Annotated in this window: 26 protein-coding genes; 19 read left to right on the top strand and 7 right to left on the bottom strand. The window is 67.4% G+C overall.

Going from position 1 to position 24,272, the window contains the following annotated elements; all coding sequences use genetic code 11:
• The first annotated feature begins 28 nt into the window (after positions 1 to 28).
• Entirely contained in the window at positions 29 to 1,876 is a 1,848-nt protein-coding gene (locus GR316_RS02290; RefSeq protein WP_211784451.1) for a peptidylprolyl isomerase, read from the top strand.
• On the top strand, positions 1,876 to 3,381 hold the full coding sequence (gene trpE / locus GR316_RS02285) for an anthranilate synthase component I (RefSeq protein ID WP_211785070.1): 1,506 nt from the start codon (positions 1,876 to 1,878) through the stop codon (positions 3,379 to 3,381). The genes GR316_RS02290 and trpE overlap by 1 nt, the downstream gene beginning before the upstream one ends.
• Here trpE and GR316_RS02280 read toward each other — a convergent pair.
• The gene (locus GR316_RS02280) at positions 3,378 to 3,569 is read right to left on the bottom strand and encodes a hypothetical protein (RefSeq protein WP_211784450.1); all 192 of its coding nucleotides are present in this window, start codon (positions 3,567 to 3,569) and stop codon (positions 3,378 to 3,380) included. The two genes, trpE and GR316_RS02280, sit on opposite strands and share 4 nt — an antisense overlap.
• 95 nt (positions 3,570 to 3,664) lie before the next feature.
• On the opposite strand from GR316_RS02280, the gene GR316_RS02275 reads away from it, so the two are divergent.
• From GR316_RS02275 to GR316_RS02255, 5 genes are read left to right on the top strand one after another with little or no spacing between them, the layout of a single operon-like run.
• On the top strand, positions 3,665 to 4,252 hold the full coding sequence (locus tag GR316_RS02275) for an anthranilate synthase component II (protein WP_211784449.1): 588 nt from the start codon (positions 3,665 to 3,667) through the stop codon (positions 4,250 to 4,252).
• Complete coding sequence (gene trpD / locus GR316_RS02270; RefSeq protein ID WP_211784448.1) at positions 4,249 to 5,268, top strand: anthranilate phosphoribosyltransferase; 1,020 nt, start codon at positions 4,249 to 4,251, stop codon at positions 5,266 to 5,268. Before GR316_RS02275 ends, trpD begins: the two co-directional genes overlap by 4 nt.
• Complete coding sequence (gene trpC, locus GR316_RS02265) at positions 5,265 to 6,044, top strand: indole-3-glycerol phosphate synthase TrpC (RefSeq protein WP_211784447.1); 780 nt, start codon at positions 5,265 to 5,267, stop codon at positions 6,042 to 6,044. The genes trpD and trpC overlap by 4 nt, the downstream gene beginning before the upstream one ends.
• Positions 6,041 to 6,511 carry a cyclic pyranopterin monophosphate synthase MoaC gene (gene moaC / locus GR316_RS02260; protein WP_390625173.1) on the top strand — a complete coding sequence of 157 codons (471 nt, stop codon included), beginning with the start codon at positions 6,041 to 6,043 and terminating at the stop codon, positions 6,509 to 6,511. The genes trpC and moaC overlap by 4 nt, the downstream gene beginning before the upstream one ends.
• The gene (locus tag GR316_RS02255; RefSeq protein WP_211784445.1) at positions 6,508 to 7,671 is read left to right on the top strand and encodes a molybdopterin molybdotransferase MoeA; all 1,164 of its coding nucleotides are present in this window, start codon (positions 6,508 to 6,510) and stop codon (positions 7,669 to 7,671) included. The genes moaC and GR316_RS02255 overlap by 4 nt, the downstream gene beginning before the upstream one ends.
• Here the strand turns inward: GR316_RS02255 and GR316_RS02250 are convergent.
• The gene (locus GR316_RS02250) at positions 7,668 to 8,381 is read right to left on the bottom strand and encodes a M48 family metallopeptidase (RefSeq protein ID WP_211784444.1); all 714 of its coding nucleotides are present in this window, start codon (positions 8,379 to 8,381) and stop codon (positions 7,668 to 7,670) included. The genes GR316_RS02255 and GR316_RS02250 overlap by 4 nt on opposite strands.
• 99 nt (positions 8,382 to 8,480) lie before the next feature.
• Between GR316_RS02250 and GR316_RS02245 the strand changes: the two genes are divergently transcribed.
• Genes GR316_RS02245 through GR316_RS02230 form a run of 4 tightly spaced genes read left to right on the top strand, consistent with a single transcriptional unit; the run spans position 8,481 to position 10,665 of the window.
• Positions 8,481 to 8,717: a hypothetical protein gene (locus GR316_RS02245; protein WP_211784443.1), complete on the top strand. Its 237-nt coding sequence runs from the start codon at positions 8,481 to 8,483 to the stop codon at positions 8,715 to 8,717.
• A gap of 37 nt (positions 8,718 to 8,754) precedes the next feature.
• Positions 8,755 to 9,372 (top strand): hypothetical protein, encoded by a 618-nt coding sequence (locus GR316_RS02240; RefSeq protein ID WP_249218794.1) that lies wholly within the window; start codon positions 8,755 to 8,757, stop codon positions 9,370 to 9,372.
• 28 nt (positions 9,373 to 9,400) lie between these two features.
• Positions 9,401 to 9,976, top strand: a complete 576-nt coding sequence (locus GR316_RS02235) for a nitroreductase family protein (RefSeq protein ID WP_211784441.1) — start codon at positions 9,401 to 9,403, stop codon at positions 9,974 to 9,976.
• Positions 9,976 to 10,665, top strand: a complete 690-nt coding sequence (locus GR316_RS02230) for an EI24 domain-containing protein (protein ID WP_211785069.1) — start codon at positions 9,976 to 9,978, stop codon at positions 10,663 to 10,665. The genes GR316_RS02235 and GR316_RS02230 overlap by 1 nt, the downstream gene beginning before the upstream one ends.
• 14 nt (positions 10,666 to 10,679) lie before the next feature.
• On the opposite strand, the gene aspS is transcribed toward GR316_RS02230, so the two are convergent.
• Positions 10,680 to 12,452 (bottom strand): aspartate--tRNA ligase, encoded by a 1,773-nt coding sequence (aspS, locus tag GR316_RS02225; RefSeq protein WP_211784440.1) that lies wholly within the window; start codon positions 12,450 to 12,452, stop codon positions 10,680 to 10,682.
• 125 nt (positions 12,453 to 12,577) lie between these two features.
• On the opposite strand from aspS, the gene ppk2 reads away from it, so the two are divergent.
• Positions 12,578 to 13,486, top strand: coding sequence for a polyphosphate kinase 2 (ppk2, locus tag GR316_RS02220; protein WP_211784439.1), 909 nt, complete (start codon positions 12,578 to 12,580; stop codon positions 13,484 to 13,486).
• Here ppk2 and GR316_RS02215 read toward each other — a convergent pair.
• Complete coding sequence (locus tag GR316_RS02215) at positions 13,483 to 14,145, bottom strand: CPBP family intramembrane glutamic endopeptidase (protein ID WP_211784438.1); 663 nt, start codon at positions 14,143 to 14,145, stop codon at positions 13,483 to 13,485. The two genes, ppk2 and GR316_RS02215, sit on opposite strands and share 4 nt — an antisense overlap.
• A gap of 254 nt (positions 14,146 to 14,399) precedes the next feature.
• Here GR316_RS02215 and carB point away from each other — a divergent pair, with 254 nt between their 5' ends.
• The gene (gene carB, locus GR316_RS02210; protein ID WP_211784437.1) at positions 14,400 to 17,726 is read left to right on the top strand and encodes a carbamoyl-phosphate synthase large subunit; all 3,327 of its coding nucleotides are present in this window, start codon (positions 14,400 to 14,402) and stop codon (positions 17,724 to 17,726) included.
• Positions 17,727 to 17,818: 92 nt separating this feature from the next.
• The gene (locus GR316_RS02205) at positions 17,819 to 18,025 is read left to right on the top strand and encodes a DUF3072 domain-containing protein (protein ID WP_211784436.1); all 207 of its coding nucleotides are present in this window, start codon (positions 17,819 to 17,821) and stop codon (positions 18,023 to 18,025) included.
• A gap of 18 nt (positions 18,026 to 18,043) precedes the next feature.
• Here GR316_RS02205 and lepA read toward each other — a convergent pair whose 3' ends face one another.
• Positions 18,044 to 19,843, bottom strand: coding sequence for a translation elongation factor 4 (lepA, locus tag GR316_RS02200; RefSeq protein WP_211784435.1), 1,800 nt, complete (start codon positions 19,841 to 19,843; stop codon positions 18,044 to 18,046).
• A gap of 161 nt (positions 19,844 to 20,004) precedes the next feature.
• Here lepA and GR316_RS02195 point away from each other — a divergent pair, with 161 nt between their 5' ends.
• A complete protein-coding gene (locus GR316_RS02195) occupies positions 20,005 to 20,307 on the top strand; it encodes a hypothetical protein (RefSeq protein ID WP_390625172.1) in 303 nt (100 codons plus the stop codon).
• 92 nt (positions 20,308 to 20,399) lie between these two features.
• On the opposite strand, the gene rpmB is transcribed toward GR316_RS02195, so the two are convergent.
• Entirely contained in the window at positions 20,400 to 20,687 is a 288-nt protein-coding gene (rpmB, locus tag GR316_RS02190; protein WP_211784434.1) for a 50S ribosomal protein L28, read from the bottom strand.
• A 159-nt stretch (positions 20,688 to 20,846) separates the two neighbouring features.
• Here rpmB and GR316_RS02185 point away from each other — a divergent pair, with 159 nt between their 5' ends.
• Genes GR316_RS02185 through GR316_RS02170 form a run of 4 tightly spaced genes read left to right on the top strand, consistent with a single transcriptional unit; the run spans position 20,847 to position 23,817 of the window.
• Positions 20,847 to 21,566: a DUF3108 domain-containing protein gene (locus tag GR316_RS02185; RefSeq protein ID WP_249218793.1), complete on the top strand. Its 720-nt coding sequence runs from the start codon at positions 20,847 to 20,849 to the stop codon at positions 21,564 to 21,566.
• A 51-nt stretch (positions 21,567 to 21,617) separates the two neighbouring features.
• Complete coding sequence (hisD, locus tag GR316_RS02180; protein WP_211784433.1) at positions 21,618 to 22,928, top strand: histidinol dehydrogenase; 1,311 nt, start codon at positions 21,618 to 21,620, stop codon at positions 22,926 to 22,928.
• Positions 22,925 to 23,368: a UPF0262 family protein gene (locus GR316_RS02175; RefSeq protein WP_211784432.1), complete on the top strand. Its 444-nt coding sequence runs from the start codon at positions 22,925 to 22,927 to the stop codon at positions 23,366 to 23,368. Before hisD ends, GR316_RS02175 begins: the two co-directional genes overlap by 4 nt.
• A complete protein-coding gene (locus tag GR316_RS02170) occupies positions 23,365 to 23,817 on the top strand; it encodes an arsenate-mycothiol transferase ArsC (RefSeq protein ID WP_211784431.1) in 453 nt (150 codons plus the stop codon). The genes GR316_RS02175 and GR316_RS02170 overlap by 4 nt, the downstream gene beginning before the upstream one ends.
• Here GR316_RS02170 and GR316_RS02165 read toward each other — a convergent pair.
• Positions 23,814 to 24,224, bottom strand: coding sequence for a GFA family protein (locus GR316_RS02165; RefSeq protein WP_211784430.1), 411 nt, complete (start codon positions 24,222 to 24,224; stop codon positions 23,814 to 23,816). The two genes, GR316_RS02170 and GR316_RS02165, sit on opposite strands and share 4 nt — an antisense overlap.
• Positions 24,225 to 24,272 lie beyond the last annotated feature (48 nt).

The raw sequence follows: 24,272 nt of genomic DNA, 5'->3' as shown, positions 1-24,272 counted from the left end.
GCGCGGACCATATCCAAGGGGGATCGGCATGGCGGAAGGCAAGAAACGCGGAAACAAGGCGATGTCGGTCGTCGTGTGGATGCTGATGGCGATGCTGGTCCTTGGCCTCGGCGGCTTCGGGGTGACTAATTTCGGCACCAACACCCAGAACATCGCCACCGTCGGCGATCAGGAGGTGGACGCGAACGCCTATGCCCGCGCGCTTCAGCAGCGGCTGCAGGATCTGTCTCAGCAGACGGGGCAAAGCTTCACGCTGGCGCAGGCGCAGCAGTTCGGCCTCGATGCGCAGGTGCGCCAGCAGCTCTTCTCCTCGGCGGCGCTGCAAAACGAGGCGGAGAAGATCGGCCTGTCGGTCGGCGACAAGGTCGTGGCCGATCAACTGCGCGACACGCCCGCCTTCGCCGGAAGCGACGGGTTCAACCGCGCCACCTACGAACGCGTGCTGGAACAGAACGGCCTGACGCCGTCCGGCTATGAGACCTCGCTGCGCGAGAGCATCGCCCGGTCGCTTCTGGTCGGGGCCGTGTCGGGGGGCTTTGCCGCGCCGCAGCCGGTGACGGATGCGCTCTATGGCTATATCGCCGAACGCCGCGCCTTGTCGGCCCTGCCCGTGACCGAGGCCGATCTGCCGACCCCCGTGCCCGAACCGACCGAGGACGACCTGCGCGCCTTCTATGACGCGCATTCCGATCAGTTCATGGCCCCCGAGACGCGGCAGATCACCTATGCCGCGCTGCTGCCCGAAACCGTGGCACCGAACCTGCCTGTGGACGACGCGGCGCTGCGCGATCTCTATCAAAGCCGCATCGACGAATTCGTGCAGCCCGAGCGGCGGCTGGTGGAGCGGCTCGTCTTTTCCGACGACGCCGCCGCGCAGGCCGCGATGGACCGCGTGACGGCGGGCACCAGCTTCGAGACGCTGGTTTCCGAACGCGGGCTGGAACTGTCGGATATCGACCTCGGCGATGTCGCGAAGGGCGATCTCGGCGCGGCGGGCGATGCCGTCTTTGCACTGCAAGAACCCGGCGTGGTCGGGCCGTTCGCGACCGATCTCGGCCCCGCGCTGTTCCGCATGAACGGCATCCTGTCGGCCCATGAGGTCACGTTCGACGAAGCGCGCGACGATTTGGCGACCGAGTTCCAAGCCGACGCCGCCCGCCGCGCCATCGCCGACCGCCGCGAGGCGCTGGACGATCTTCTGGCCGGCGGGGCCACGGTGGAGGATCTGGCCAACGAGCCGGACGTGACACTGAACACCATCGACTATTCGGAGGCCACCGACGATCCGATCGCGGGCTATCCGGCCTTCCGCAACGCCGCCGAAGCCGCCGAGGAAGGCGACTTCCCGGAACTGATCGCGCTCGAAGATGGCGGTTTGGCCGCGCTGCGCCTCGATTCCATCACGCCTGCGGCGCCCATTCCCTTCGATCAGGCCCGCGATGCCGTGACCGAGGCGTGGCGCGCCGATGCGCTGCACACCGCCCGCATGGCCCGCGCCAACGAGATCGCCGCCGCCGTGACGGAGGGGGCCGCGCTCGCCGATTTCGGCGCAGTGACCCGCGTTCCCGAAGTGGCGCGCGACGGCTCCATCCCTTCGGCCCCGGCCTCGCTGGTGGGGACGGCGTTCGACATGGACGACGGCGCGGCCAAGGCCGTCGAGGCGCCGGACTGGATCGGCGTGCTGCGCGTCGATGCCGTCCGCCCCGCCGCCCAAGACGGCGATGGCAGCGCCGCACTGAAACAGCAGCTTGCCGCGCAGCTCGAAGGCGGCCTCGCGCAGGACGCCCAACAGCTCTTCACGCAGTCGGTCGCCGATGAGGCCGGCATCCAGATCAACCAGTCGGTCATCGACGCCGTTCACGCGCAGATTCCATGATGCAGATCTTTCCCGATTTCACCGCATTCGAGAAGGGCTGGGCCGAAGGGCGCAACCAAGTCGTCTATGCCCGGATCGCGGCCGACCTCGACACGCCCGTATCGCTGATGCTGAAGCTGGCGGCCGCGCGCGCCGACACCTTCATGCTGGAATCCGTGACGGGCGGCGAGGTGCGGGGCCGTTATTCGGTCGTCGGCATGAAGCCCGATCTGATCTGGCGCTGCGAAGGGGGGCGCGTCGCCATCAACCGCGCCGCCCGCATCGACCGGGACACCTTCCAGAACGACGACACCGCGCCGCTCGACAGTCTGCGCGCGCTGATCGCCGAAAGCCGGATCGACATGCCGCAGGGCCTGCCGCCCATCGCGGCGGGGCTGTTCGGCTATCTCGGCTATGACATGATCCGCCTCGTGGAGGATCTGCCGAACGTCAATCCCGACACGATCGGCGTGCCCGATGCGATCCTGCTGCGCCCATCCGTGATGGCGGTTCTGGACGGGGTGAAGGGCGAGGTGACGGTGGTCGCCCCCGCTTGGGCCGCGCAGGGGCTGTCCGCCCGCGCCGCCTATGCGCAGGCCGCCGAGCGCGTGACGGATGCGCTGCGCGATCTGGACCGCACGCCCCCCGCCGCCCATGCCTTGGGCGAGGTGCAGCCGCTGGGCGAGGTCACGTCTAACTTCACCAAGGACGGTTTCAAACAAGCGGTGGAGGCGGCCAAGGACTACATCCGCGCCGGCGACATCTTTCAGGTGGTGCCCTCGCAGCGGTTCAGCCAGCCCTTCCCGCTGCCGCCCTTTGCGCTCTATCGCAGTTTGCGGCGGACGAACCCCTCGCCGTTCATGTTCTTCTTCAACCACGGCGATTTCCAGATCATCGGCGCCAGCCCCGAGATCCTCGTTCGCCTGCGCGAAGGCGAGGTGACGATCCGCCCCGTCGCCGGCACCCGCAAGCGCGGCGCCACCCCGGCCGAGGATCAGGCGCTGGCCGACGATCTGCTCGCCGATCCCAAGGAACTGGCGGAACATCTGATGCTGCTCGATCTGGGCCGCAACGATGTGGGCCGCGTGGCCAAGATCGGCACCGTGCGCCCGACCGAGAAATTCGTGATCGAACGCTACAGCCATGTGATGCACATCGTCTCCAACGTGGTGGGTGAACTGGCGGATGGCGAGGATGCGCTGTCCGCGCTCTTGGCCGGGCTTCCGGCGGGCACGGTGTCGGGCGCGCCCAAGGTCCGCGCCATGGAGATCATCGACGAGTTGGAGCCGTCGAAGCGCGGCGTCTATGGCGGCGGCGTCGGCTATTTCGCCGCGAATGGCGAGATGGATTTCTGCATCGCGCTGCGCACCGCCGTGCTGAAGGACCGGATGCTGCACATCCAGTCCGGTGCGGGCATCGTCTTCGACAGCGATCCCGAAAGCGAATGGCAGGAAACGGTCAACAAGGCGCAGGCGCTGCGCCGCGCGGCCGAGGATGCGGGCCTCTTCTCCGGCGAGGGGAACTAGGGCGCGTCTTCGGGCGCGGGCAGCCGGGGCGCGTCGCTGCGGCCCGGCACGCTGCCGCCCGAGGGCGCGGCGCTGCGCACCTCCGGGGGTGGTCCGGGCGGCAGGGGCAGCAGTTGCGACAGCATCACCAGCGCCGCAACGCCCAACACTGCGCCGCAGACAAACCCCGAAAACATCCGTCCTGCCATGCACTTCCTCCGCTGCCCTTGACGCCCGACCGTCTGCGGGCCCATGTATAGCCCGACCGTGAAGGCGGTTCACCCCCATAACGACGGCCTGCCCCATGCTTCTCCTGATCGATAACTACGACAGCTTCACCTACAACCTCGTGCATTATCTCGGGGAATTGGGGGCCGAGGTCGTCGTGCGCCGCAACGACGCGCTGGATGTGCAACAGGCGATGGGGCTGAACCCTTCGGCCATCGTGCTCTCGCCCGGCCCCTGCGATCCGGCGCAGGCGGGCATCTGCCTCGCGCTGACCGAAGCCGCCGCCGAAACCCGCACGCCGCTGCTGGGCGTCTGCCTTGGGCATCAGGCGATCGGACAGGCCTTCGGCGGCACCGTCACCCGCTGCCACGAGATCGTGCACGGCAAGATGGGCACCATGCATCACGCCGATACCGGCATGTTCAAGGGCCTGCCGAACCCGTTCCAAGCCACGCGCTACCATTCGCTGGTGGTGGACCGGGCGAGCCTTCCTGATTGCCTCGAAGTGACCGCATGGCTGGAGGACGGGACGATCATGGGCCTGCGCCACCGCGACCTGCCGATCGAGGGGGTGCAGTTCCACCCCGAGAGCATCGCCTCCGAACACGGCCACCGCATGATCCGCACCTTCCTGGAGGGCGCGCGGGTGCCGCTGACGGCATGAGCGCGCTGAAACCGCTGATCGGGACAGCCGCGACGCGGCCGCTGACTCGCGCCGAGGCCGACACCGCCTTTGCCTGCCTGTTCGAGGGCGAGGCGACCCCCGCCCAGATCGGCGGCTTTCTGATGGCGCTGCGCACCCGCGGCGAGACGGTGGAGGAATATGCCGCCGCCGCCGCCGCCATGCGCGCCAAATGCCTGCCGGTGACGGCCCCCGAGGGCGCGATGGACATCGTGGGCACGGGCGGCGACGGCAAATGCACGCTGAACATCTCCACCGCGACGGCCTTCGTCGTGGCGGGCGCGGGGGTGGTGGTGGCCAAGCATGGCAACCGCAACCTGTCGTCGAAATCGGGCGCGTCGGACGCGCTCGGCGCGCTTGGGCTGGATGTGATGGTCGGGGCCGAGGTGGTGGAACGCTGCCTTGCCGAGGCCGGGATCGGCTTCATGATGGCCCCGATGCACCATCCCGCCACGCGGCATGTAATGCCCGTTCGGCTGGAACTCGGGACGCGCACGCTCTTCAACATCCTCGGCCCGCTGACCAATCCGGCGGGGGTGAAGCGGCAGTTGACAGGGGCCTATGCGCCGGAACTGATCCGTCCGATGGCCGAAGTGCTGCGCTTGCTGGGATCGGAGACGGCATGGCTGGTGCATGGCGGCGACGGCACGGATGAGCTGGCGATCTCAGCCCCGTCGAAGGTGGCCGCGCTGGAACACGGCACCATCCGCGAGTTCGAGATCGCGCCCGAGGATGCCGGCCTGTCGCCCCATCCCTTCGAGGCGATCGTCGGCGGCAGCCCCGAGGAGAACGCCGCCGCCCTCCGCCGCCTTCTGGACGGAGAGACGGGCGCCTATCGCGATGCGGTCCTGCTGAACGCCGCGGCGGCATTGGTGGTGGCGGGCCGCGCGGCCAACCTGCGCGAAGGGGCGGAGATGGCGCGCGCCAGCATCGACAGCGGCGCCGCGAAGGCAAAGGTGGCGGCCCTTGTCCGCCTGACGAACGAGGTGAGCGCATGAACGTTCTGGACCGCATCAAGGCCTACAAGCTGGAGCATGTGGCCGCCTGCAAGGCCGCGCGCCCCCTGCATGTGGTGGAGGAGGAGGCCGCCGCCGCGTCTGCCCCCCGTGGCTTTCACCGTGCGCTGGCCGCGGCCCCGCGTTTTGGCCTCATCGCCGAGATCAAGAAGGCCAGCCCCTCCAAGGGCTTGATCCGCGCCGATTTCGATCCGCCCGCCCTTGCCCGCGCCTATGAACAGGGCGGCGCCACCTGCCTGTCGATCCTGACCGACGGGCCGAGCTTTCAGGGCGCGGACGCCTTCCTGCCCGCCGCGCGCGGGGCGGTAAGTCTGCCCTGCCTGCGCAAGGATTTCCTCTACGACACCTATCAGGTCGCCGAGGCGCGGGCGTTGTCGGCCGATTGCATCCTCATCATCATGGCCTCCGTCTCGGACATGCAGGCGGCGGAGCTGGAGGCGGCGGCGCAGCATTGGGGCATGGATGTGCTGATCGAGGTGCATGACGGTGCAGAACTGGATCGCGCGCTGCGTCTGACCTCGCCAATGATCGGGATAAACAACCGCAATCTCAAGACCTTCGACGTCACTCTTGACACCACGCGCGAGCTTGCGCCCCGCATCCCCAAGGATCGGATGATCGTCTGCGAAAGCGGGATCTTCACTCGCGACGACATGGAGGCGATGCGCGACGTTGGCGCTGGCGCCTTCCTGATCGGCGAAAGCCTGATGCGGCAGGCCGATGTCGCCGCCGCCACCCGCGCCCTGATGGAGGCGTGATGCTGACGCATTTCGACGGCAAGGGCGACGCGCATATGGTCGATGTCTCGGACAAGGCGGTGACCTCGCGCATCGCCACCGCCGAAGGGCATGTCCGCATGCGCCCCGAGACGCTGGCCCTCGTGGAAGAGGGCGCGGCGAAGAAGGGCGACGTGCTGGCCGTGGCGCGGCTGGCGGGGATCATGGGGGCCAAACGGACGGCGGACCTGATCCCGCTGTGCCATCCGCTGCCGATCACGAAGGTCGCGCTGGATCTGGTGGTGGATCGCGCCCTGCCCGGCATCCGCATCGCCGCCACCGTGCGCACCACCGGCCAGACCGGGGTGGAGATGGAGGCCCTTACCGCCGTCTCCACCGCTGCGCTGACGGTCTATGACATGCTGAAAGCGGTGGAGAAGAGCATGGAGATCGGTGGCATCCGCGTCACCCTGAAGGATGGCGGCAAGAGCGGGCGGTACGAGGCATGATCCCCGTCGCCGAAGCCTTGTCGCAGGTTCTGGCGCTGGCGCGCCCGACCGAGCCCGAAACCGTCCGCCTGCAACAGGCCTGCGGCCGCGTGCCGGTAGGCCCGCTTGCGGCGCGGCGCGATCAGCCGCCCTTCGATGCCTCGGCCATGGACGGTTATGCCTTCCGCGGCCCGGCCCGCATCGGCGACACGCTGCGGATCGTCGGCGAAAGCCAAGCCGGCGGCGGCTATGCCGGAACGCTGACGGATGGCGAGGCTGTCCGCATCTCCACCGGCGCGCCGATCCCGGATGGGGCGACCCATGTCGTCATGCAGGAGGACACCCGCCGCGAGGGCGAGCGGCTGATCTTCACCGCCGATGTGCCCACCGTGCGCCATATCCGCCGCCGCGGGCAGGATTTCCACGCAGGTCAGCCCTTTGCGCCGCGCCGCCTGCGCCCAGCCGATCTGGCGCTTCTGGCGGCGATGGATGTCCCCGAACTTGCGGTGTACCGCCGCCCCGTCATCGCCATCATCGCCACCGGGGATGAGCTGGAGATGCCCGGCTCCCCCATGCGGGACGATCAGATTCCCGCGGCCAACGGTTTTGCACTGAAGGCCATGGTGGAGGCCGAGGGCGCGATCGGCCGCATGCTTCCCATCGCCCGCGACGATGCGGACCATCTGCGCGCCGTCTTCGAACTGGCGCGGGGGGCGGATGTGATCGTGACGATCGGCGGCGCCTCGGTCGGCGATCACGACAAGGTGGCCGAGGTCAGCGCCGCGATGGGCATGTCGCGGACGTTCCACAAGGTCGCGATGCGCCCGGGAAAGCCGCTGATGGCGGGCCGGTTCGGCGAGACGCCGATGCTGGGCCTGCCGGGAAACCCGGTGTCGGCCATCGTCTGCGCGCATCTGTTCCTGCTGCCCCTGATCCGCGCCATGACGGGGCGCGAGGCGGAGCATCAGATGCGGCACGCCCCGCTGACGGCCGATCTGCCCGAAAACGGCCCGCGTGCGCATTACATGCGCGCCCATGTCGGGCCCGACGGGATCGTGCCCTTCGCCGAACAGGACAGCTCGCTCATGCTGCGCCTGACCGAGGCGAACGCCCTGCTGGTGCGCCCGCCCCACGATCCGCCCCGCCGCGCGGGGGAGATCGCGGCTTACCTTCCGTTCTAGAACCCGCGGCCGCCCTGCGCCGCCTCGGCGCGGACGGCCGCGATGCGGTCGCCATTGGCCGGGTGCGTCCCAAGGAAGCGATCGCCCGGATCGGGCAGCCGCTGAAAGAACCCGATGCCCTTCACCGGATCGTAGCCCGCCGCGATGGCTATGCGGGTGCCCAGACGGTCGGCCTCCAACTCGTGACTCTTGGAATAGACGCGCCCGCCAAGGCCCGCCCCCACATCCGTCAACGTGTCCGGATCGAACCCGCCCAGCGAGGCGACGATCCCGCCCAAAAGCGCGCCCGCCGTAGCCGTCTGCGTCTGCCGGTCGATGTGGCCTAGAATGTGGTGCGCGGCTTCGTGGCCCAGCACGAAGGCCAGTTCGTCGGTGTTGCGCGCATCGTTCACCAGCGCGGTCGTGAAGCGGATCACCGGACGCCCCGACGCATCGCGCGACTGATAGGCGTTGGCGACATTGCCCTGACTGTCGTCGATGGAGATCTGGAAATCGCAGTTCACCCCCTGCGTGCGCTGACGGCAGAGGGATTCGGCTACCGGCTCCACCCGGGCGCGGGCGGTGTTGAAGGCGGCCCGCGCCGCAGCGGGCGACAGCGCCGGCCCCGCAGCCGGCATTGGCAGTGCAGGCATCGGCGTTCCGGCGGTGTCCGGCAGCGGCGCACATCCGGCCGCCATCAGGATCAGCAGGGCAATCCCCGTCTTGCGCATCCTCGTCTCCGTCATGGTATCGCAGGGGATCTAGGGCCGCCCCCACAAAAAGGCGAGAGGGCCGTGGCACCGGGCGAAACCTGCGCTATGCTGTTATCCATGTTCACCATCGAGCACCGCTTCGACGCCACCGTGATCACCCTCATCGACGAGGGCAGCCGCGCTCTGTGCGAGGACGCGACCGTCCGCGCCGGAGAGGACAGGATCACGCTGGAACAGCTCGACCCCGAGACCGACACCGTGATGCGGATCGAGCTGTCGCTGGCGCAGGCGCGCGACCTTGCGGCGGCGCTGGATCTGCCCGAAGGCAGCTATCGCCTTGGCCCCAAGACGTGAATTGCGGGGGGCAGCGCCGCGCGCTATGAGCGCGGTCATGACACGCATCCTCGCCCTGATTCTGTTCCTTCTTCCAAGCGTCGCGCTGGCCGAGGCGCAAACCTGCACGACCTCGGTCGGGGGGCAGCGCGTCAACCTGTTCTACGAACCGGACGATGCGCAGGTGGAGGCGAACCGCACCCGGCGCGAGGCGCTGCTGGGCGGATGGGGCGCGCTCGATTGCCCGTCCTATGTCACGCTGCGCTATCTGACGCCGGATCTGACCGACGAACAGCGCCAGCCCTTCTGCCTGCAATGGGACAAGGAGGGGGAAACCTATTCCGGCTATGCCGAGGGCGACCGCGACGCCTATCTGCGCTGCCGCACCCCGCGCCGGGGCATCTGCGAACGGGTGAACACCTCGGTGCAGACCTCGCTTGCGGTGGCGGGCCTTGCCGACGCCCCCGAGGGGACCGAAGGTCTGGTCGGCGGCGCGAAGGCCGTAACGCGCCCCGGCGGCGCGGTGGTGCTGTCGGGCGCCGGGGCCGCCGTGCAGCAGAGCATCGCCGGCGCATCCGGCGCGGCGGGCGCGGCCCTTGCCACGCCCATCGGGCTGGCAGCGGCGGCGGTCAGCGTGGTCGCCGTGGGCGGTGCCGTCTATCTGTGCAGCGAATGAGGCGCTGCTCCCCGCAAAGGAGATGACCATGCCAGTCCCCAACCCCGCCGCCATCGAATTCCTGCGCACCCGGCGGTCGCGCCCGGCCAAGGCGCTGACGCTGCCGATCCCCACCACGGACGAACTCGCCGCGCTGCTGGATATGGCCGCGCGCAGCCCCGATCACGGAATGCTCGCGCCGTGGCGCTTCGTCGTGGCGGGGCCGGAGACGATGCCCCGCCTTGCCGCCTTGGCCGAGGAGCGGGCCATCGCCCTGAACCTCGACGTGGAAAAGCGGGCCAAGGGCCGGGCGCAATTCGACCTTGGGCATCTGGCCGTCATCGTCGTCGCCAGCCCCAAACCCTCCGACAAGATCCCGCAGATCGAACAGACGCTCTCGGCGGGCGCGGTCTGTCTGTCGCTGGTGAACGCGGCCCTCGCCTCGGGCTGGGGGGCGGCGTGGATCACGGGATGGGTGTCGCATGATGCGGGCTTCGGCGCTGGGATCGGGCTTGCAGGCGAGGAGTGGATCGCGGGCATCGTCCATATCGGAACGGAAACGGCGACGCCGCCCGAACGCCCCCGCCCCGATGTGGCCGCGCTGACGACCCGGCTCGCCCCATGATCCTGACCTCGTTCCTAAAGGCGCTGTCGCAGGCCTTCGATCCGCGGTTCCGCCGGGTGCTGCTTCAGGGCATCGGGCTGACGCTGCTGCTCTTGGCGGCGCTGACGGTGCTTTTGGTCTGGGGGCTGGAAGTGCTTACCCCCGACAGCGTCACCCTGCCATGGGTGGGAGAGATCGGCGGCCTCGACTGGGTGGCGGGCGCGGGCGGCGTTCTGGTGATGCTGGCGGCGTCGGTGTTTCTGATGGTGCCGGTCGCCTCGGCCTTCACCGGGTTCTTCCTCGAAACCGTGGCCGAGGCGGTGGAGACGCGCCATTATCCCGCGCTGCCCCATGTCACGCCCCTGCCATGGTCCGAGCAGATACGCGAGGCGAGTTCCGCCTTTGCGCTGCTGATGGTGGCCAACATCGCCGCACTGGCGGTCTATGCCTTTGCGGGGCCGCTGGCGCCGATCCTGTTCATCGCGCTGAACGGTTATCTGTTGGGGCGGGAGTATTTCATTCTGGTGGCGATGCGCCGCCTCGGCCGTCTGCGGGCCAAGGACCTGCACCGCCGCCACGCGCTGCGGCTGTGGCTGGCGGGGGCGCTGATGGCGGCACCGCTGTCGGTGCCGGTGCTCAACCTCGTGATGCCGGTGCTGGGCGTTGCGACCTTCACCCACATCTTCCATCGGCTGACGCGCCCGTCGTAACGGGCGCGCCGGCGTCATTCCTTGGGAATGACGCGCAGGCCCAACTCGCGCAGCTGCTCGTTCGTCGGTTCGGACGGCGCGCTCATCAGCATGTCCTCGGCGCGTTGGTTCATCGGGAACATGATGACCTCGCGGATGTTCGGCTCGTCCGCCAGCAGCATGACGATCCGGTCGATCCCGGCCGCGCAGCCGCCATGCGGAGGCGCGCCGTAGCGGAACGCCTTGACCATGCCGCCGAACCGCTTCTCCACCTCGGAGTTGGGATAGCCGGCGATCTCGAAGGCCTTGAACATGATCTCGGGCTTGTGGTTGCGGATGCCGCCGGAAATCAGCTCATACCCGTTGCAGGCAAGGTCGTACTGATAGGCATGCACCTTCAGCGGATCGCCCTCCAGCGCCTCCATCCCGCCCTGCGGCATGGAGAAGGGGTTGTGGCTGAAGTCGATCTTGCCGTCGTCGGTCTTCTCGTACATCGGGAAGTCGACGATCCATGCGAAGCGGAAGCAGTCCTTCTCGGTCAGGCCCAGTTCTTCGCCGATGACGTTGCGCGCGCGCCCCGCCACGGCCTCGAAGGCATCGGGCTTGCCGCCGAGGAAGAAGGCGGCATCGCCCTCGCCCAAGCCGAGCTGCTGGCGGATCGCCTCGGTCCGCTCGGGGCCGATGTTCTTGGCCAGCGGGCCGGCGGCTTCCATCGACCCGTCTTCGGCCTTGCGCCAGAAGATGTAGCCCATGCCCGGAAGGCCCTGTTCCTGCGCGAACTTGTTCATCCGGTCGCAGAACTTGCGGCTGCCGCCCGTCGGCGCCGGGATCGCGCGGATCTCGGTCCCCTCCTGCTCCAGCAGCTTGGCGAAGATGGCAAAGCCCGAGCCTGCGAAATGCTCGCTCACGACCTGCATCTTGATCGGGTTGCGCAGGTCCGGCTTGTCCGAACCGTACCACGCCATCGCATCGCGATAGGCGATGCGCGGCCAGTCGGCATCCACGGTCTTGTCGCTGAACTCTTCGAACAGGCCTTGGATCACGGGCTGAACGGCGGCGAAGACGTCCTCCTGCTCCACGAAGGACATCTCGATGTCCAGCTGGTAGAAGTCGGTCGGGCTGCGGTCGGCGCGCGGATCTTCGTCGCGGAAGCAGGGCGCGATCTGGAAGTAGCGGTCGAAGCCCGCCACCATGATCAACTGCTTGAACTGCTGCGGTGCCTGCGGCAGCGCATAGAACTTGCCCGGATGCAGGCGCGACGGCACGAGGAAGTCGCGCGCCCCTTCGGGCGAAGAGGCCGTGATGATCGGCGTCTGGTATTCGTTGAAGCCCTGATCCCACATCCGGTTGCGGATGGACCGCACCACGTTCGAGCGCAGCATCATGTTGCGATGCAGCTTTTCGCGGCGCAGATCGAGGAAGCGGTAGGTCAGGCGCGTTTCTTCGGGATAGTCCACCTCGCCGAAGACGGGCATCGGCAGTTCGGCCGCCTCGCCCAGAACGGTGACGGCGCGGGCATAGACCTCGATCTCGCCGGTCGGCAGCTTGGGGTTCACGAGGCTGGCATCGCGCGCCTTCACGCTGCCTTCGATGCGGATCACCCATTCGGCGCGCACCTTCTCCAGCTCCACGAAGGCGGGGCTGTCATTGTCGCAGATCACCTGCGTGATGCCGTAATGGTCGCGCAGGTCGATGAACAGGACACCGCCGTGATCGCGCACACGGTGGACCCAGCCCGACAGGCGCACGTCCTGCCCGACATGTCCGGTATTCAGATCGGCACAGGTATGGCTGCGATAGGCGTGCATGACGCTCCCCTTCCTCACGGGCTTTCGGTTCGGGTCGGAGGAACACCGGCACGCCTGCGAAGTCAAGCCGTCAAGGCAGTGTCACACTGTCATGATCAAAGGGGACGAACGACAGGAGCACACCGATGGACGACACCTCTGCCCGCGACTGGCTGGAAGCCGAACTGGCCGATGCGCTGGACGAGGATTACGAGCTGGAGCTGGAGGACGCCCAGCTTTCCGCCGAGATCCGCCGGATCTACCGTCAGGCCCATCCCGCCGGGATCCCCCGCGCCGAGTATTTCCGCACCCTCATCCGGCTGCAATCGGAGCTGATCCGCCTGCAATCTTGGGTGCAGTATCACAAGGAAAAGGTGGTCGTCCTGTTCGAGGGGCGCGATTCCGCGGGCAAGGGCGGCGTGATCAAGCGCATCACGCAGCGGCTGAACCCGCGGGTCGTGCGCACCGTCGCCCTGCCCGCCCCGTCCGACCGCGAAAAGACGCAGTGGTATTTCCAGCGCTATGTCCCCCATCTGCCCGCGGGCGGAGAGATCGTCCTCTTCGACCGCAGTTGGTACAACCGCGCGGGCGTCGAACGCGTGATGGGATTCGCGGACGAAGATCAGGTGGAGCAGTTCTTCGAGGACGTTCCCGAATTCGAACGGATGCTGGTACGCTCGGGCATCCGGGTGGTGAAATATTGGTTCTCCATCACCGACGAGGAACAGCAGATGCGCTTCTTGATGCGCATCCACGATCCCATGAAACAGTGGAAGCTGTCGCCGATGGACCTGCAATCCCGCGTCCGGTGGGAGCAGTACACCAAGGCCAAGGAGCAGATGTTCGCCCGCACCAACATCCCCGAGGCCCCGTGGTACATCGTGGAGGGCAACGACAAGAAGCGCGCCCGCCTGAACTGCATCGACCACCTGCTGACGCTGTTCCCCTACGAGGATGTCCCGCACGAGGAGATCACCCTGCCCGACCGGGTGTTCAATCCCGACTACGAGCGCAAGGTTCTGCCGCCCGAACTCTATGTGCCGCCCAAATATTAGAACGGGCGCACGGCATTGCCGGAATAGAAATAGATGCCGAGGCCCACGGTGAAGATGATCAGCCCGGCCACCGAATGCATCACCCATGCCATGGGAAAGCTGCGCCGCACCGAATGGGCCCATGCGAAGGCGAGCCCGCCGGCGAAGGTCATGACCGTGACGACCGCGCTCCAATACATCAGATGGGCGAGCGAGAAGAACGCAGCGTTCAGCACCATGCCCGCCGCCCCGCCCGGCAGGATGTCGCGGTAGCGGCGGAACCACAGCGCGCGGAACACCACCTCCTGCGGCAGGGCCGACAGCAGGGGATAGAGGATGACGATGGCCAAAAGGCGCTGCGGATGATCCAGCAGGGTGGCGAACATGCGCTGCGGGGCCGCGATCTGCATCACGGCCATCCCCGCCAGCAGCGTCGCCAGCGCCAGCCCCGCCACCGCCCGCCAGCGGATCGCCCGCCAGCCGCGCGTCAATTCGTGCCAGCGGAAACCGGGCGTCGCCCACAAAAGCGCCAGCCCCACCAGCATGAAGGCGAACAGCCCCTCGAACAGGCGGTCCGGCGGCAGGTAGAAGGCGACGGCGACCGGCACGATCACGAAGAAGGCGACGAATTCGACGTAGAGAAGCAGGCGCGGGGCATCGATCTGCCGGATTTCGGTCATACGGGCGGTGTCCTTGCAGGCGTGACATCGGAAACTGGGGGCGCAAGGCCACCGAGCAAGCCCGGCGCACGGGCATGTGACGAGGGCCGGATTCGCCGTCCTGCAACGGGCGCGGCCCATGGAAGTTCCCCGCATGGCGTGTTGAGGGTTGCGCCGTGCTGCCGCATCTCTATAAACCGCGACAATTTGCGTAAACCTGCCCCGAATCCGACCGCGTCCGCTTGGGCTTCGGGGGCTGCCACATGGGGCCACATATGCCGAAAAGAACCGATATCACCTCCATCATGATCATCGGCGCCGGCCCCATCGTGATCGGGCAGGCCTGCGAGTTCGATTATTCCGGCGCACAGGCCTGCAAGGCCCTGCGGGAGGAAGGCTACCGGGTCATCCTCGTGAACTCGAACCCCGCGACGATCATGACCGATCCGCAGCTCGCTGACGCCACCTATATCGAGCCGATCACCCCCGAAGTCGTGGCCAAGATCATCGAGGCCGAACGCCCCGACGCCCTGCTGCCGACCATGGGCGGGCAGACCGGCCTGAACACGGCGCTGGCGCTGGCCGATATGGGCGTGCTGGACAAGTTCGGCGTGCAGCTGATCGGCGCCAAGCGCGAGGCCATCGAGATGGCCGAAGACCGCAAGCTGTTCCGCGAGGCGATGGACCGCCTCGGGATCGAGAACCCCAAGGCCACCATCGTCGCCGCCCCCAAGGTGAACGGCAAATACGACATCAATGCCGGCGTCGCCGAGGCGATGGCCGCGATCGAATATGTCGGCCTTCCGGCCATCATCCGCCCCGCCTTCACGCTGGGCGGCACCGGCGGCGGCGTCGCCTACAACCGGGACGATTACGAACGCATCGTCCGCTCGGGCCTCGATGCCTCGCCGGTGGCGCAGGTGCTGGTCGATGAAAGCCTGCTCGGCTGGAAGGAATACGAGATGGAGGTCGTGCGGGATCGCAACGACAACGCCATCATCGTCTGCTCCATCGAGAACGTCGATCCGATGGGCGTACATACCGGCGACAGCATCACCGTCGCCCCCGCCCTGACCCTGACCGACCGCGAATATCAGGCGATGCGCAACGGCTCCATCGCCGTGCTGCGCGAGATCGGGGTGGAGACCGGCGGTTCCAACGTGCAATGGGCGATCAACCCGGCCGATGGCCGCATGGTCGTGATCGAGATGAACCCGCGGGTGTCGCGCTCTTCGGCGCTGGCCTCCAAGGCGACGGGCTTCCCGATCGCCAAGATCGCCGCCAAACTCGCCGTCGGCTACACGTTGGACGAGCTGGACAACGACATCACCAAGGTCACGCCCGCCAGCTTCGAGCCGTCGATCGACTATGTCGTGACCAAGATCCCGCGCTTTGCCTTCGAGAAGTTCCCCGGCTCCAAGCCCGAACTGACCACCGCGATGAAATCGGTGGGCGAGGTCATGGCGATCGGCCGGACCTTCCACGAATCGATGCAGAAGGCCCTCGCCTCCATGGAGACGGGCCTGTCGGGCTTTGACGAGATCGCGATCGAAGGCGCGCCGGAGCGCACCGCCATCGTGAAGGCGATCAGCGCCCAGACCCCCGACCGCATCCGCCTGATCGCGCAGGCCATGCGCCACGGGCTGTCCAACGACGACATTCAGGCCGCCACCAGCTTCGATCCGTGGTTCCTTGCCCGCATCCGCGAGATCGTGGACGAAGAGGCCCGGATCGCCGAGGCCGGCCTGCCCAAGGACGCCGAAGGCCTGCGCCGCCTGAAGATGTTCGGCTTCACCGATGCCCGCCTCGCCGCGCTGACCGGCCAGTCGGAGGCGGCGGTGCGCAAGGCCCGCCGCGCCCTCGGCGTCACGGCGGTCTTCAAGCGCATCGACACCTGCGCCGCCGAGTTCGAGGCCCAGACCCCCTATATGTACTCCACCTACGAAGCCCCGCTGATGGGCGAGGTGGAGGACGAGGCCCGTCCCTCGGACGCCAAGAAGGTCGTCATCCTCGGCGGCGGTCCGAACCGGATCGGTCAGGGAATCGAGTTCGACTACTGCTGCTGCCATGCCTGCTTCGCGCTGACCGCTGCGGGCTACGAGACCATCATGGTCAACTGCAACCCCGAGACCGTCTCCACCGACTACGACACCAGCGACCGGCTCTATTTCGAGCCGCTGACGCTGGAGCATGTGCTGGAGATCCTGCGCGTGGAGCAGGAGAACGGCACCCTGCACGGCGTGATCGTGCAGTTCGGCGGGCAGACCCCGCTGAAACTGGCCAACGCGCTGGAGGCCGAAGGCATCCCGATCCTCGGCACCACGCCCGACGCGATCGACCTTGCCGAAGACCGCGAGCGTTTCCAGCAACTGCTGAACGATCTGGAGCTGAAGCAGCCGGTCAACGGCATTGCCAGCAGCGACGAACAGGCGCTTGCGATCGCCGAACGCGTCGGCTTCCCGCTGGTGATCCGCCCCTCCTATGTGCTGGGCGGGCGCGCGATGGAGATCGTGCGCGATATGGACCAGCTGAAACGCTACATCACCAGCGCGGTGGACGTGTCGGGCAAGAACCCGGTCCTTCTCGACAGCTATCTGTCGGGCGCGATCGAGGTGGACGTGGACTGCCTTTCGGACGGGCAGAACGTCCATGTCGCCGGCATCATGGAGCATATCGAGGAAGCGGGCGTCCATTCGGGCGACAGTGCCTGCTGCCTGCCGCCCCACTCGCTCAGCCCCGCGCTGATCGAGGAGTTGAAGCGTCAGTCCATCGCCATGGCCCGCGCGCTGAACGTGGTCGGCCTGATGAACGTGCAATTCGCGATCAAGGACGGCGTGATCTATGTGCTGGAGGTGAACCCCCGCGCCTCGCGGACGGTGCCCTTCGTCGCCAAGGCGACCGACAGCGCCATCGCCTCCATCGCTGCGCGGCTGATGGCCGGCGAGTCGCTGAACGCCTTCCCGCTGCGCGAGGCCTATCCCGCCGGCGTCGGCCCGGACACGGCGCTGCCGCTGGCCGATCCGATGACGCTGGCCGATCCGATCACGCCGTGGTTCTCGGTCAAGGAATCGGTGCTGCCCTTTGCGCGCTTCCCCGGTGTCGATACGCTGCTGGGGCCGGAAATGCGCTCCACCGGCGAGGTGATGGGCTGGGACCGCACCTTCCCGCTGGCCTTCCTGAAGGCGCAGATGGGCGCGGGCACGCATCTGCCGGAAAGCGGCCGGGTGTTCCTGTCGGTGCGCGACGCCGACAAGACGGACGCACTGGCCGAAGCCGCACGCGGCCTGATCGCCCTTGGGTTCGAGATCGTGGCGACCAAGGGCACGGCCCAATGGCTGTCGACGCAGGGCGTCGCCACCACGGCGGTGAACAAGGTCTACGAAGGCCGCCCGAACATCGTGGACCGGCTGAAGAACGACGACATCGCGCTCGTGCTGAACACGACCGAAGGCGCGCAGTCGGTCTCCGACAGCCGCGAGATCCGCTCGGTCGCGCTCTACGAGAAGATCCCCTACTTCACCACGGCCGCAGGCTCCATCGCGGCGGTGGCGGCGATGCAGGCACGGGGCGAAGGGTACGGCGTGCGCACGCTGCAAGGCTGAACGACGAAGCCGCCCCTCGGGGCGGCTTTTTTCATGGGAACATCGCCGGCGCCCGCGTGTTTGAACATTTCAAGAACACGCGGAGGCGACCCATGACGGAAAATCCCAAATCCCATCCCGTCGGCAATGCCGAAAAGAACCCCGAAGACTGGGTGACGGGCGACGAGGCCATGACCGGCGCACAGGCCAGCTACCTCAAGACCCTGTCCGAAGAGGCGGGCGAAACCTTCGATGATGGCCTGACAAAGGCCGAGGCGAGCGAGCGCATAGAGGCGCTGAAAGAAAAAACGGGGCGCTGAGGCCCCGTTTTCCTTGTCTCAGCTGTCCATCTTCAGCGCGCTGATGAAGGCTTCCTGCGGAATCTCCACCTTGCCGAACTGGCGCATCTTCTTCTTGCCCGCCTTCTGCTTGTCCAGCAGCTTACGTTTGCGCGTCGCATCGCCGCCATAGCATTTGGCGGTCACGTCCTTGCGCATGGCGCTGATCGTCTCGCGCGCGATGACGCGCCCGCCGATCGCGGCCTGCACCGGGATCTTGAACATGTGGCGCGGGATCAGCTCTTTCAGCTTCTCGCACATGACGCGGCCGCGTGCTTCGGCCCGGTCGCGGTGCACCATCATCGCCAGCGCGTCCACCGGTTCGTCGTTCACCAGAATGGACATCTTCACGAGGCTGTCCTCGCGGTATTCGCTGATCTGGTAATCGAAGCTGGCATAGCCCTTCGTGACCGATTTCAGACGGTCGTAGAAGTCGAACACCACCTCGGCCAGCGGCAGGTCGTAGACGACCATCGCCCGGCTGCCCGCATAGGACAGGTCGAGCTGAATGCCGCGCCGATCCTGACACAGCTTCAGGATATCGCCGAGATATTCGTCCGGCACCATGATGGTGGCCTTGATGCGCGGCTCTTGGATATGGTCGACATAGGTCAGATCGGGCATGTCGGCCGGGTTGTGCAGATCGCGCACCTCCCCGTCCTTCATGTGCAGCTTGAACACCACGGACGGCGCCGTGGTGATCAGGTCCATGTCGTATTCCCGCTCCAGCCGGTCGCGGATCACCTCGAGGTGCAGCAGCCCAAGGAAGCCGCAGCGGAAGCCGAAGCCAAGCGCGGCCGAGGTTTCCATCTCGAAGCTGAAGGAGGCGTCGTTCAGCGCCAACTTCTCGATCGCGTCGCGCAGATCCTCGAAGTCATTGGCATCGACCGGGAAGAGGCCGCAGAACACCACCGGCTGCGCGGGTTTGAACCCGGGGAGCGGTTTGTCCGTACCCTTCTTCTCGGTCGTGATGGTGTCGCCGACGCGGGTGTCGCGGACCTGCTTGATCGAGGCGGTGAAGACGCCGATCTCCCCCGGGCCCAGTTCGGCGATATCCACCATCGCGGGCTTCAGCACCGCCAGACGGTCGATGCCATAGACGGCCCCGGTCTGCATCATCTTGATCCGGTCGTTCTTGCGGATCACGCCGTCCATGACGCGGATCATCACGACGACGCCCAGATAGGGATCGTACCACGAATCGACCAGCATCGCCTTCAGCGGCGCATCGCGGTCGCCCTTGGGGGCCGGCAGGCGGTGCACGATCGCCTCCAGCACGTCCGGGATGCCCAGACCGGATTTGGCCGAGATCGGAATGGCCTCGGAGGCGTCGATGCCGATCACGTCCTCGATCTGCGCCTTCACGCGGTCGGGTTCGGCGGCAGGCAGGTCGATCTTGTTCAGGACCGGCACGATGTCGTGGTTGGCGTCGATCGCCTGATAGACGTTGGCGAGCGTCTGCGCCTCCACCCCTTGCGAGGCGTCCACGACCAGAAGCGAGCCTTCGACCGCGCGCATCGACCGGCTGACCTCGTAGGCGAAGTCCACATGGCCGGGGGTGTCGATCAGGTTCAGCACATAGGTGTGGCCATCCTTGGCCGGATATTCGATCCGGACGGTGTTGGCCTTGATGGTGATGCCCCGCTCCCGCTCGATGTCCATGCTGTCCAGCATCTGGGCTTTCATGTCGCGTTCGGCCACCGTTCCCGTCAGCTGAATCAGCCGGTCGGCAAGGGTGGATTTTCCGTGGTCGATATGCGCCACGATGGAGAAGTTGCGGATGCGATCAAGCTGGGTCATGGCGCGCATATGACCATGAAACCAAGGCCGGTCAATGCCCTTCGCATGCGGTCACGACTGCGCGAGACGGCGGCGGGCGGTTGAAGAATCTGCCACTTTGCCGATACTGCCTGCCATTCGCAACGAAGGGCGGCGCAAGACCGCCCCGCAAGACGAGGCAGATGATGAAGAAAACCCTGTTCGCCCTGGCCGCCGCCACCCTGATGCCGGCCTTCGCCCAAGCCGGCCCGGTGGAGAAGGCCTGCCTGCGATCGGATCGCGGTGCCGGGAAATCGAGCCTATGCGCCTGCATTCAAGGCGCGGCGGATGCCACCCTGACCGGGCGCGATCAGCGCCGCGCCGCGAACTTCTTCGAAGATCCCGATGCCGCGCAGCAGATGCGGGTGTCCAAGGGCGCCTCCGACAGCGCGTTCTGGCGCCGGTATCAGGCGTTCGGTCAGACCGCCGAGGCCTATTGCGGCTAAGGCCGCCGATGCGGGGCCAAAGCGCCCCGCCCCAAACGAAAAGGCCCCGCCGAAGGCGAGGCCGATATCGTCGTGCGGATCAAGGCGCGGGATCAGGCGGCGGTCTGAACCTTCGCGATCTCTTTCTTCACTTTCAGCGCGCGGTCCGAAAGCTCGTCGTCCTTGGCTTTGGCCAGGAACGCGTCAAGGCCGCCACGGTGATCGACCGTACGCAGCGCCGCAGCCGACACGCGGAACTTGAACGACTGGCCCAGCACGTCGGAGATGAGCGTTACGTCGTTCAGGTTCGGCAGGAAGCGCCGACGGCTCTTGTTGTTGGCGTGCGAGATAGTGTTGCCCGTCATCGGGCCTTTACCGCTCAGTTCGCAGACGCGCGACATGATGTTGATCCTTCAAACATGATGGCACCGCCGAAAAGGCAGCGCGCCGAAAATCCGTTGGGGGTCCATAGTGGCAATCCACCGCCGCGTCAAGCGGGAAGCGGCATGGCCCCGATCCTTCGGCACCATATATAGCGGCGGAAGCCGAAAGGACAGACCATGCGCATGATCACCACCGCCCTTCTTGCCGCCGCCCTGACGGTGGGCGCGGCCCCGGCCCTGCCCCAAGACACCCAGCAGGCGACCTTCGGATTGACCATCCGCGGCATCACCGCCGGCAGTCTGCGCCTGTCGGGTCAGGTGGTGGACGGGCGCTATGCCGTCAGCGGCGCACTCGAAAGCGGCGGTCTGGTCGGCATCCTGCGCCGCATCCGCTATGACGCCAGCGCGCAGGGGCGCGTGGCCGATGGCCGTTTCGTCCCCTCCAGCTACAGCGAGCGGGCGGACAACAACGGCCGCACCCGCAGCGCCCAGATTGATTACCGCGCGGGCGTGCCGCAGGTGAAGGCCTACGATCCGCCCCGCGCGCGGGACGAGGACGATGTCCCCCCATCGACGCAGGGCGGAACGGTCGATCCGCTGACGGCGCTGTACGCGACGCTGCGCGATGTGCCCAAGGGTCAGGAATGCGGCCGATCCCTCCGCATCTTCGATGGCCGCCGCGCGACCGAGATCGCCTTCGCCGCGCCCCGCCGTCAGAACGGCACCACCACCTGCAACGGCGAATTCCGCCGCGTCGCTGGATATTCCGCGCGCGAGATGGCGGAAAAGAGCGTCTTTCCCTTCACCATCACCTATCAGCCCGCTGGCACCATGATGCGCGTGACGCAGGTGCGCACCGACACCGTCTATGGTCAGGCGCGGCTGACCCGGCGCTGAGCCTTGAGGGCACCCGCCCGCCTTGCTATGCACGGCCCAAAGGAGATCCCGATGCCGCAGTTCCTGTCCACCCGCGACGCTGATTTCGACCGGGCCTTCACCGCCCTTCTGGGCATGAAGCGCGAGGACAGCCCCGATGTGGATGCGGCCGTGGCCGCGATCATCGCCGATGTGCGGGACCGGGGCGATGCCGCCGTGATCGAACTGACATCCCGCTTCGACCGGCTGGACCTGACGCCCGAGACGATGGCCTTTTCCGCCGAGGAGATCGCCGCCGAGATCGCCAAGGTTCCGGCCGAGGATCGCGCGGCGCTGGAACTCGCGGCCGAGCGCATCCGCGCCTACCATGCCCGCCAGATGCCCGAGGACGCATCGTGGACCGATGCGGCAGGCGCGACGCTGGGCTGGCGGTGGACACCGGTATCGGCGGCGGGGCTCTATGTGCCGGGCGGGCTGGCGAGCTATCCCTCCTCGGTGCTGATGAACGCGATCCCGGCCAAGGTCGCCGGGGTGGAGCGTCTGGCCATCGCCTGCCCCACGCCGGGCGGCACGGTCAATCCGCTGGTGCTGCTGGCGGCGTCACTCTCGGGGGTGGATGTCGTCTATCGCATCGGCGGGGCGCAGGCGATCGCCGCCCTTGCCTATGGCACCCAAACCGTGGCCCCGGTGGACAAGATCACCGGCCCCGGCAACGCCTTCGTCGCGGCGGCCAAGCGGCGGGTCTTCGGCAAGGTCGGCATCGACATGATCGCCGGCCCCTCCGAAATCCTCGTGATCGCCGATGCGGACAACGATCCCGACTGGATCGCCCTCGACCTGCTGAGCCAAGCCGAGCATGACGAAAGCGCCCAATCGATCCTGATCACGACCGATGCCGCCTTCGGGCAGGCCGTGGCCGAGGCGGTGACGGCGCGCCTTCGAACGCTGGAACGCCGCGCCATCGCCGCCCGCAGCTGGGAGGATTTCGGCGCGATCATCGTCGCCCGCGATCTGAGCGAGGCGGCCGCCCTGTCGAACCGCGTCGCCCCCGAACATCTGGAACTGTGCGTGGCGGACCCGGACGCGCTGGCCGCGCGCATCACCCATGCGGGCGCGATCTTCCTTGGTGCATGGACGCCCGAGGCGATCGGCGATTACGTCGGCGGGCCGAACCACGTCCTGCCCACCGCCCGTTCGGCGCGCTTCTCCTCCGGGCTGTCGGTGATGGATTTCCTCAAACGCACCACCCTTGCCCGCATGACGCCCGAGGCGCTGGCCGCGATCGGCCCGGCGGCCGAACGGCTCGCCATCTCCGAAAGCCTCGAGGCGCACGGCCTCTCGGTGCGCGCCCGCCTCGACCGCCTGAACCGGAGCGCGGGATGACCCGCCTGTCGCGGATCGACATCGACGCCCCTCCCTCCGCCATGGAGGCCGAGCGCCGCGCCGCGGTGCGCGACCTTTTGCAGGATAACAGCTTCGCGCTCTTGGACGATGCCCCGCCCGGCCCCTACGCCCTTGGCCTTGCCATGCGCGAGGGGCGGATCGTCTTCGCGCTAAGCGCGGGCAACGCCCCTGCGGCAGAGTTTCACCTCTCTCTCGGGCCACTGCGGCAGGTCATCAAGGATTATTTCCAGATCTGCGCCGCCCATGCCGAGGCGGTGCGCCACCTGCCCCCGGCCCGGATCGAGGCGATCGACATGGCCCGGCGCGGCATCCACAACGAAGGGGCGGATCTGTTGCAGGACCGGCTGGCGGGCAAGGCGCGGATGGACCGCGATACCGCCCGCCGCCTGTTCACGCTGATCTGCGCGATGCAGCGATGACAGAGGTTCCCGCATCCGTCCTGTTCTGCTGCGACCACAACGCCGTCCGCTCCCCCATGGCCGAGGGGCTGATGAAGCAACTCTACGGCACGCGCAGCTATGTGCAATCCGCCGGGGTGAAGGGGGAGATGGAGGTGGACGGCTTCTCCATCGCCGTCTGCCGCGAGATCGGCGTCGAACTCGACCGCCACCACGTCCGCTCGTTCGAGCAGATGCAGGAGCGGGGCGAGGAACTGTCCGGTTTCGATCTGATCGTCGCCCTCTCCCCCGCCAGCCATGAGACCGCGCGGGCGCTGACGCGGCTGTGGCATCTGGATGTGGAATATTGGCCCATCCTCGATCCCACCGCCATCGGCGAGGATCGGGAGACGAAGCTTGAGGCCTACCGCCAGGCGCGCGACCAGATCCGGGACCGGATGCTGGCGCGCTTCGGTGCCCCCCGCCCCTAGGCCGGGCGGAACAGCAGATGCCCCGCGACGCCGCCGCCGCCATCGCGCGGATGCGACACGCCGTCCATCACGGGCACGTCGGGCAGATCGAACGGGCTCATCCCATCGAGGCAGGCGAGGTTGATGCCGTATTCCTCGGGGCGGGAGCGGCGCTGATGATGGGTATAGACGCCGCAGCGGCGGCAGAAGTAATGCCGCGCCGTCATCGTGTTGAACTGATAGAGCGTGAGCAGATCCGCGCCCTCGACGATCTCCAGATCCTCCAGCCGCGCCGAAACGGCCACCGCCCCGCGCATCCGGCACAGCGAACAGGTGCAGCGCCGCGCGGTGTTCAGCCCGTCCACCAGCCGCACGCGAAAGCGCACGCCGCCGCAATGGCAACCGCCCGAATGGATATCCCCGACCATCGCTCGTCCCCCTTACGCGGCCGCGGGCCGCTTTTGCACTTGAAAAAT

Source organism: Falsirhodobacter algicola (assembly GCF_018279165.1).
In the GTDB taxonomy this organism is placed as follows: Bacteria; Pseudomonadota; Alphaproteobacteria; order Rhodobacterales; family Rhodobacteraceae; genus Falsirhodobacter; species Falsirhodobacter algicola.
Note: the sequence above shows the minus strand (reverse complement) of the source record. Positions and strands in the feature narration are given on the sequence as shown.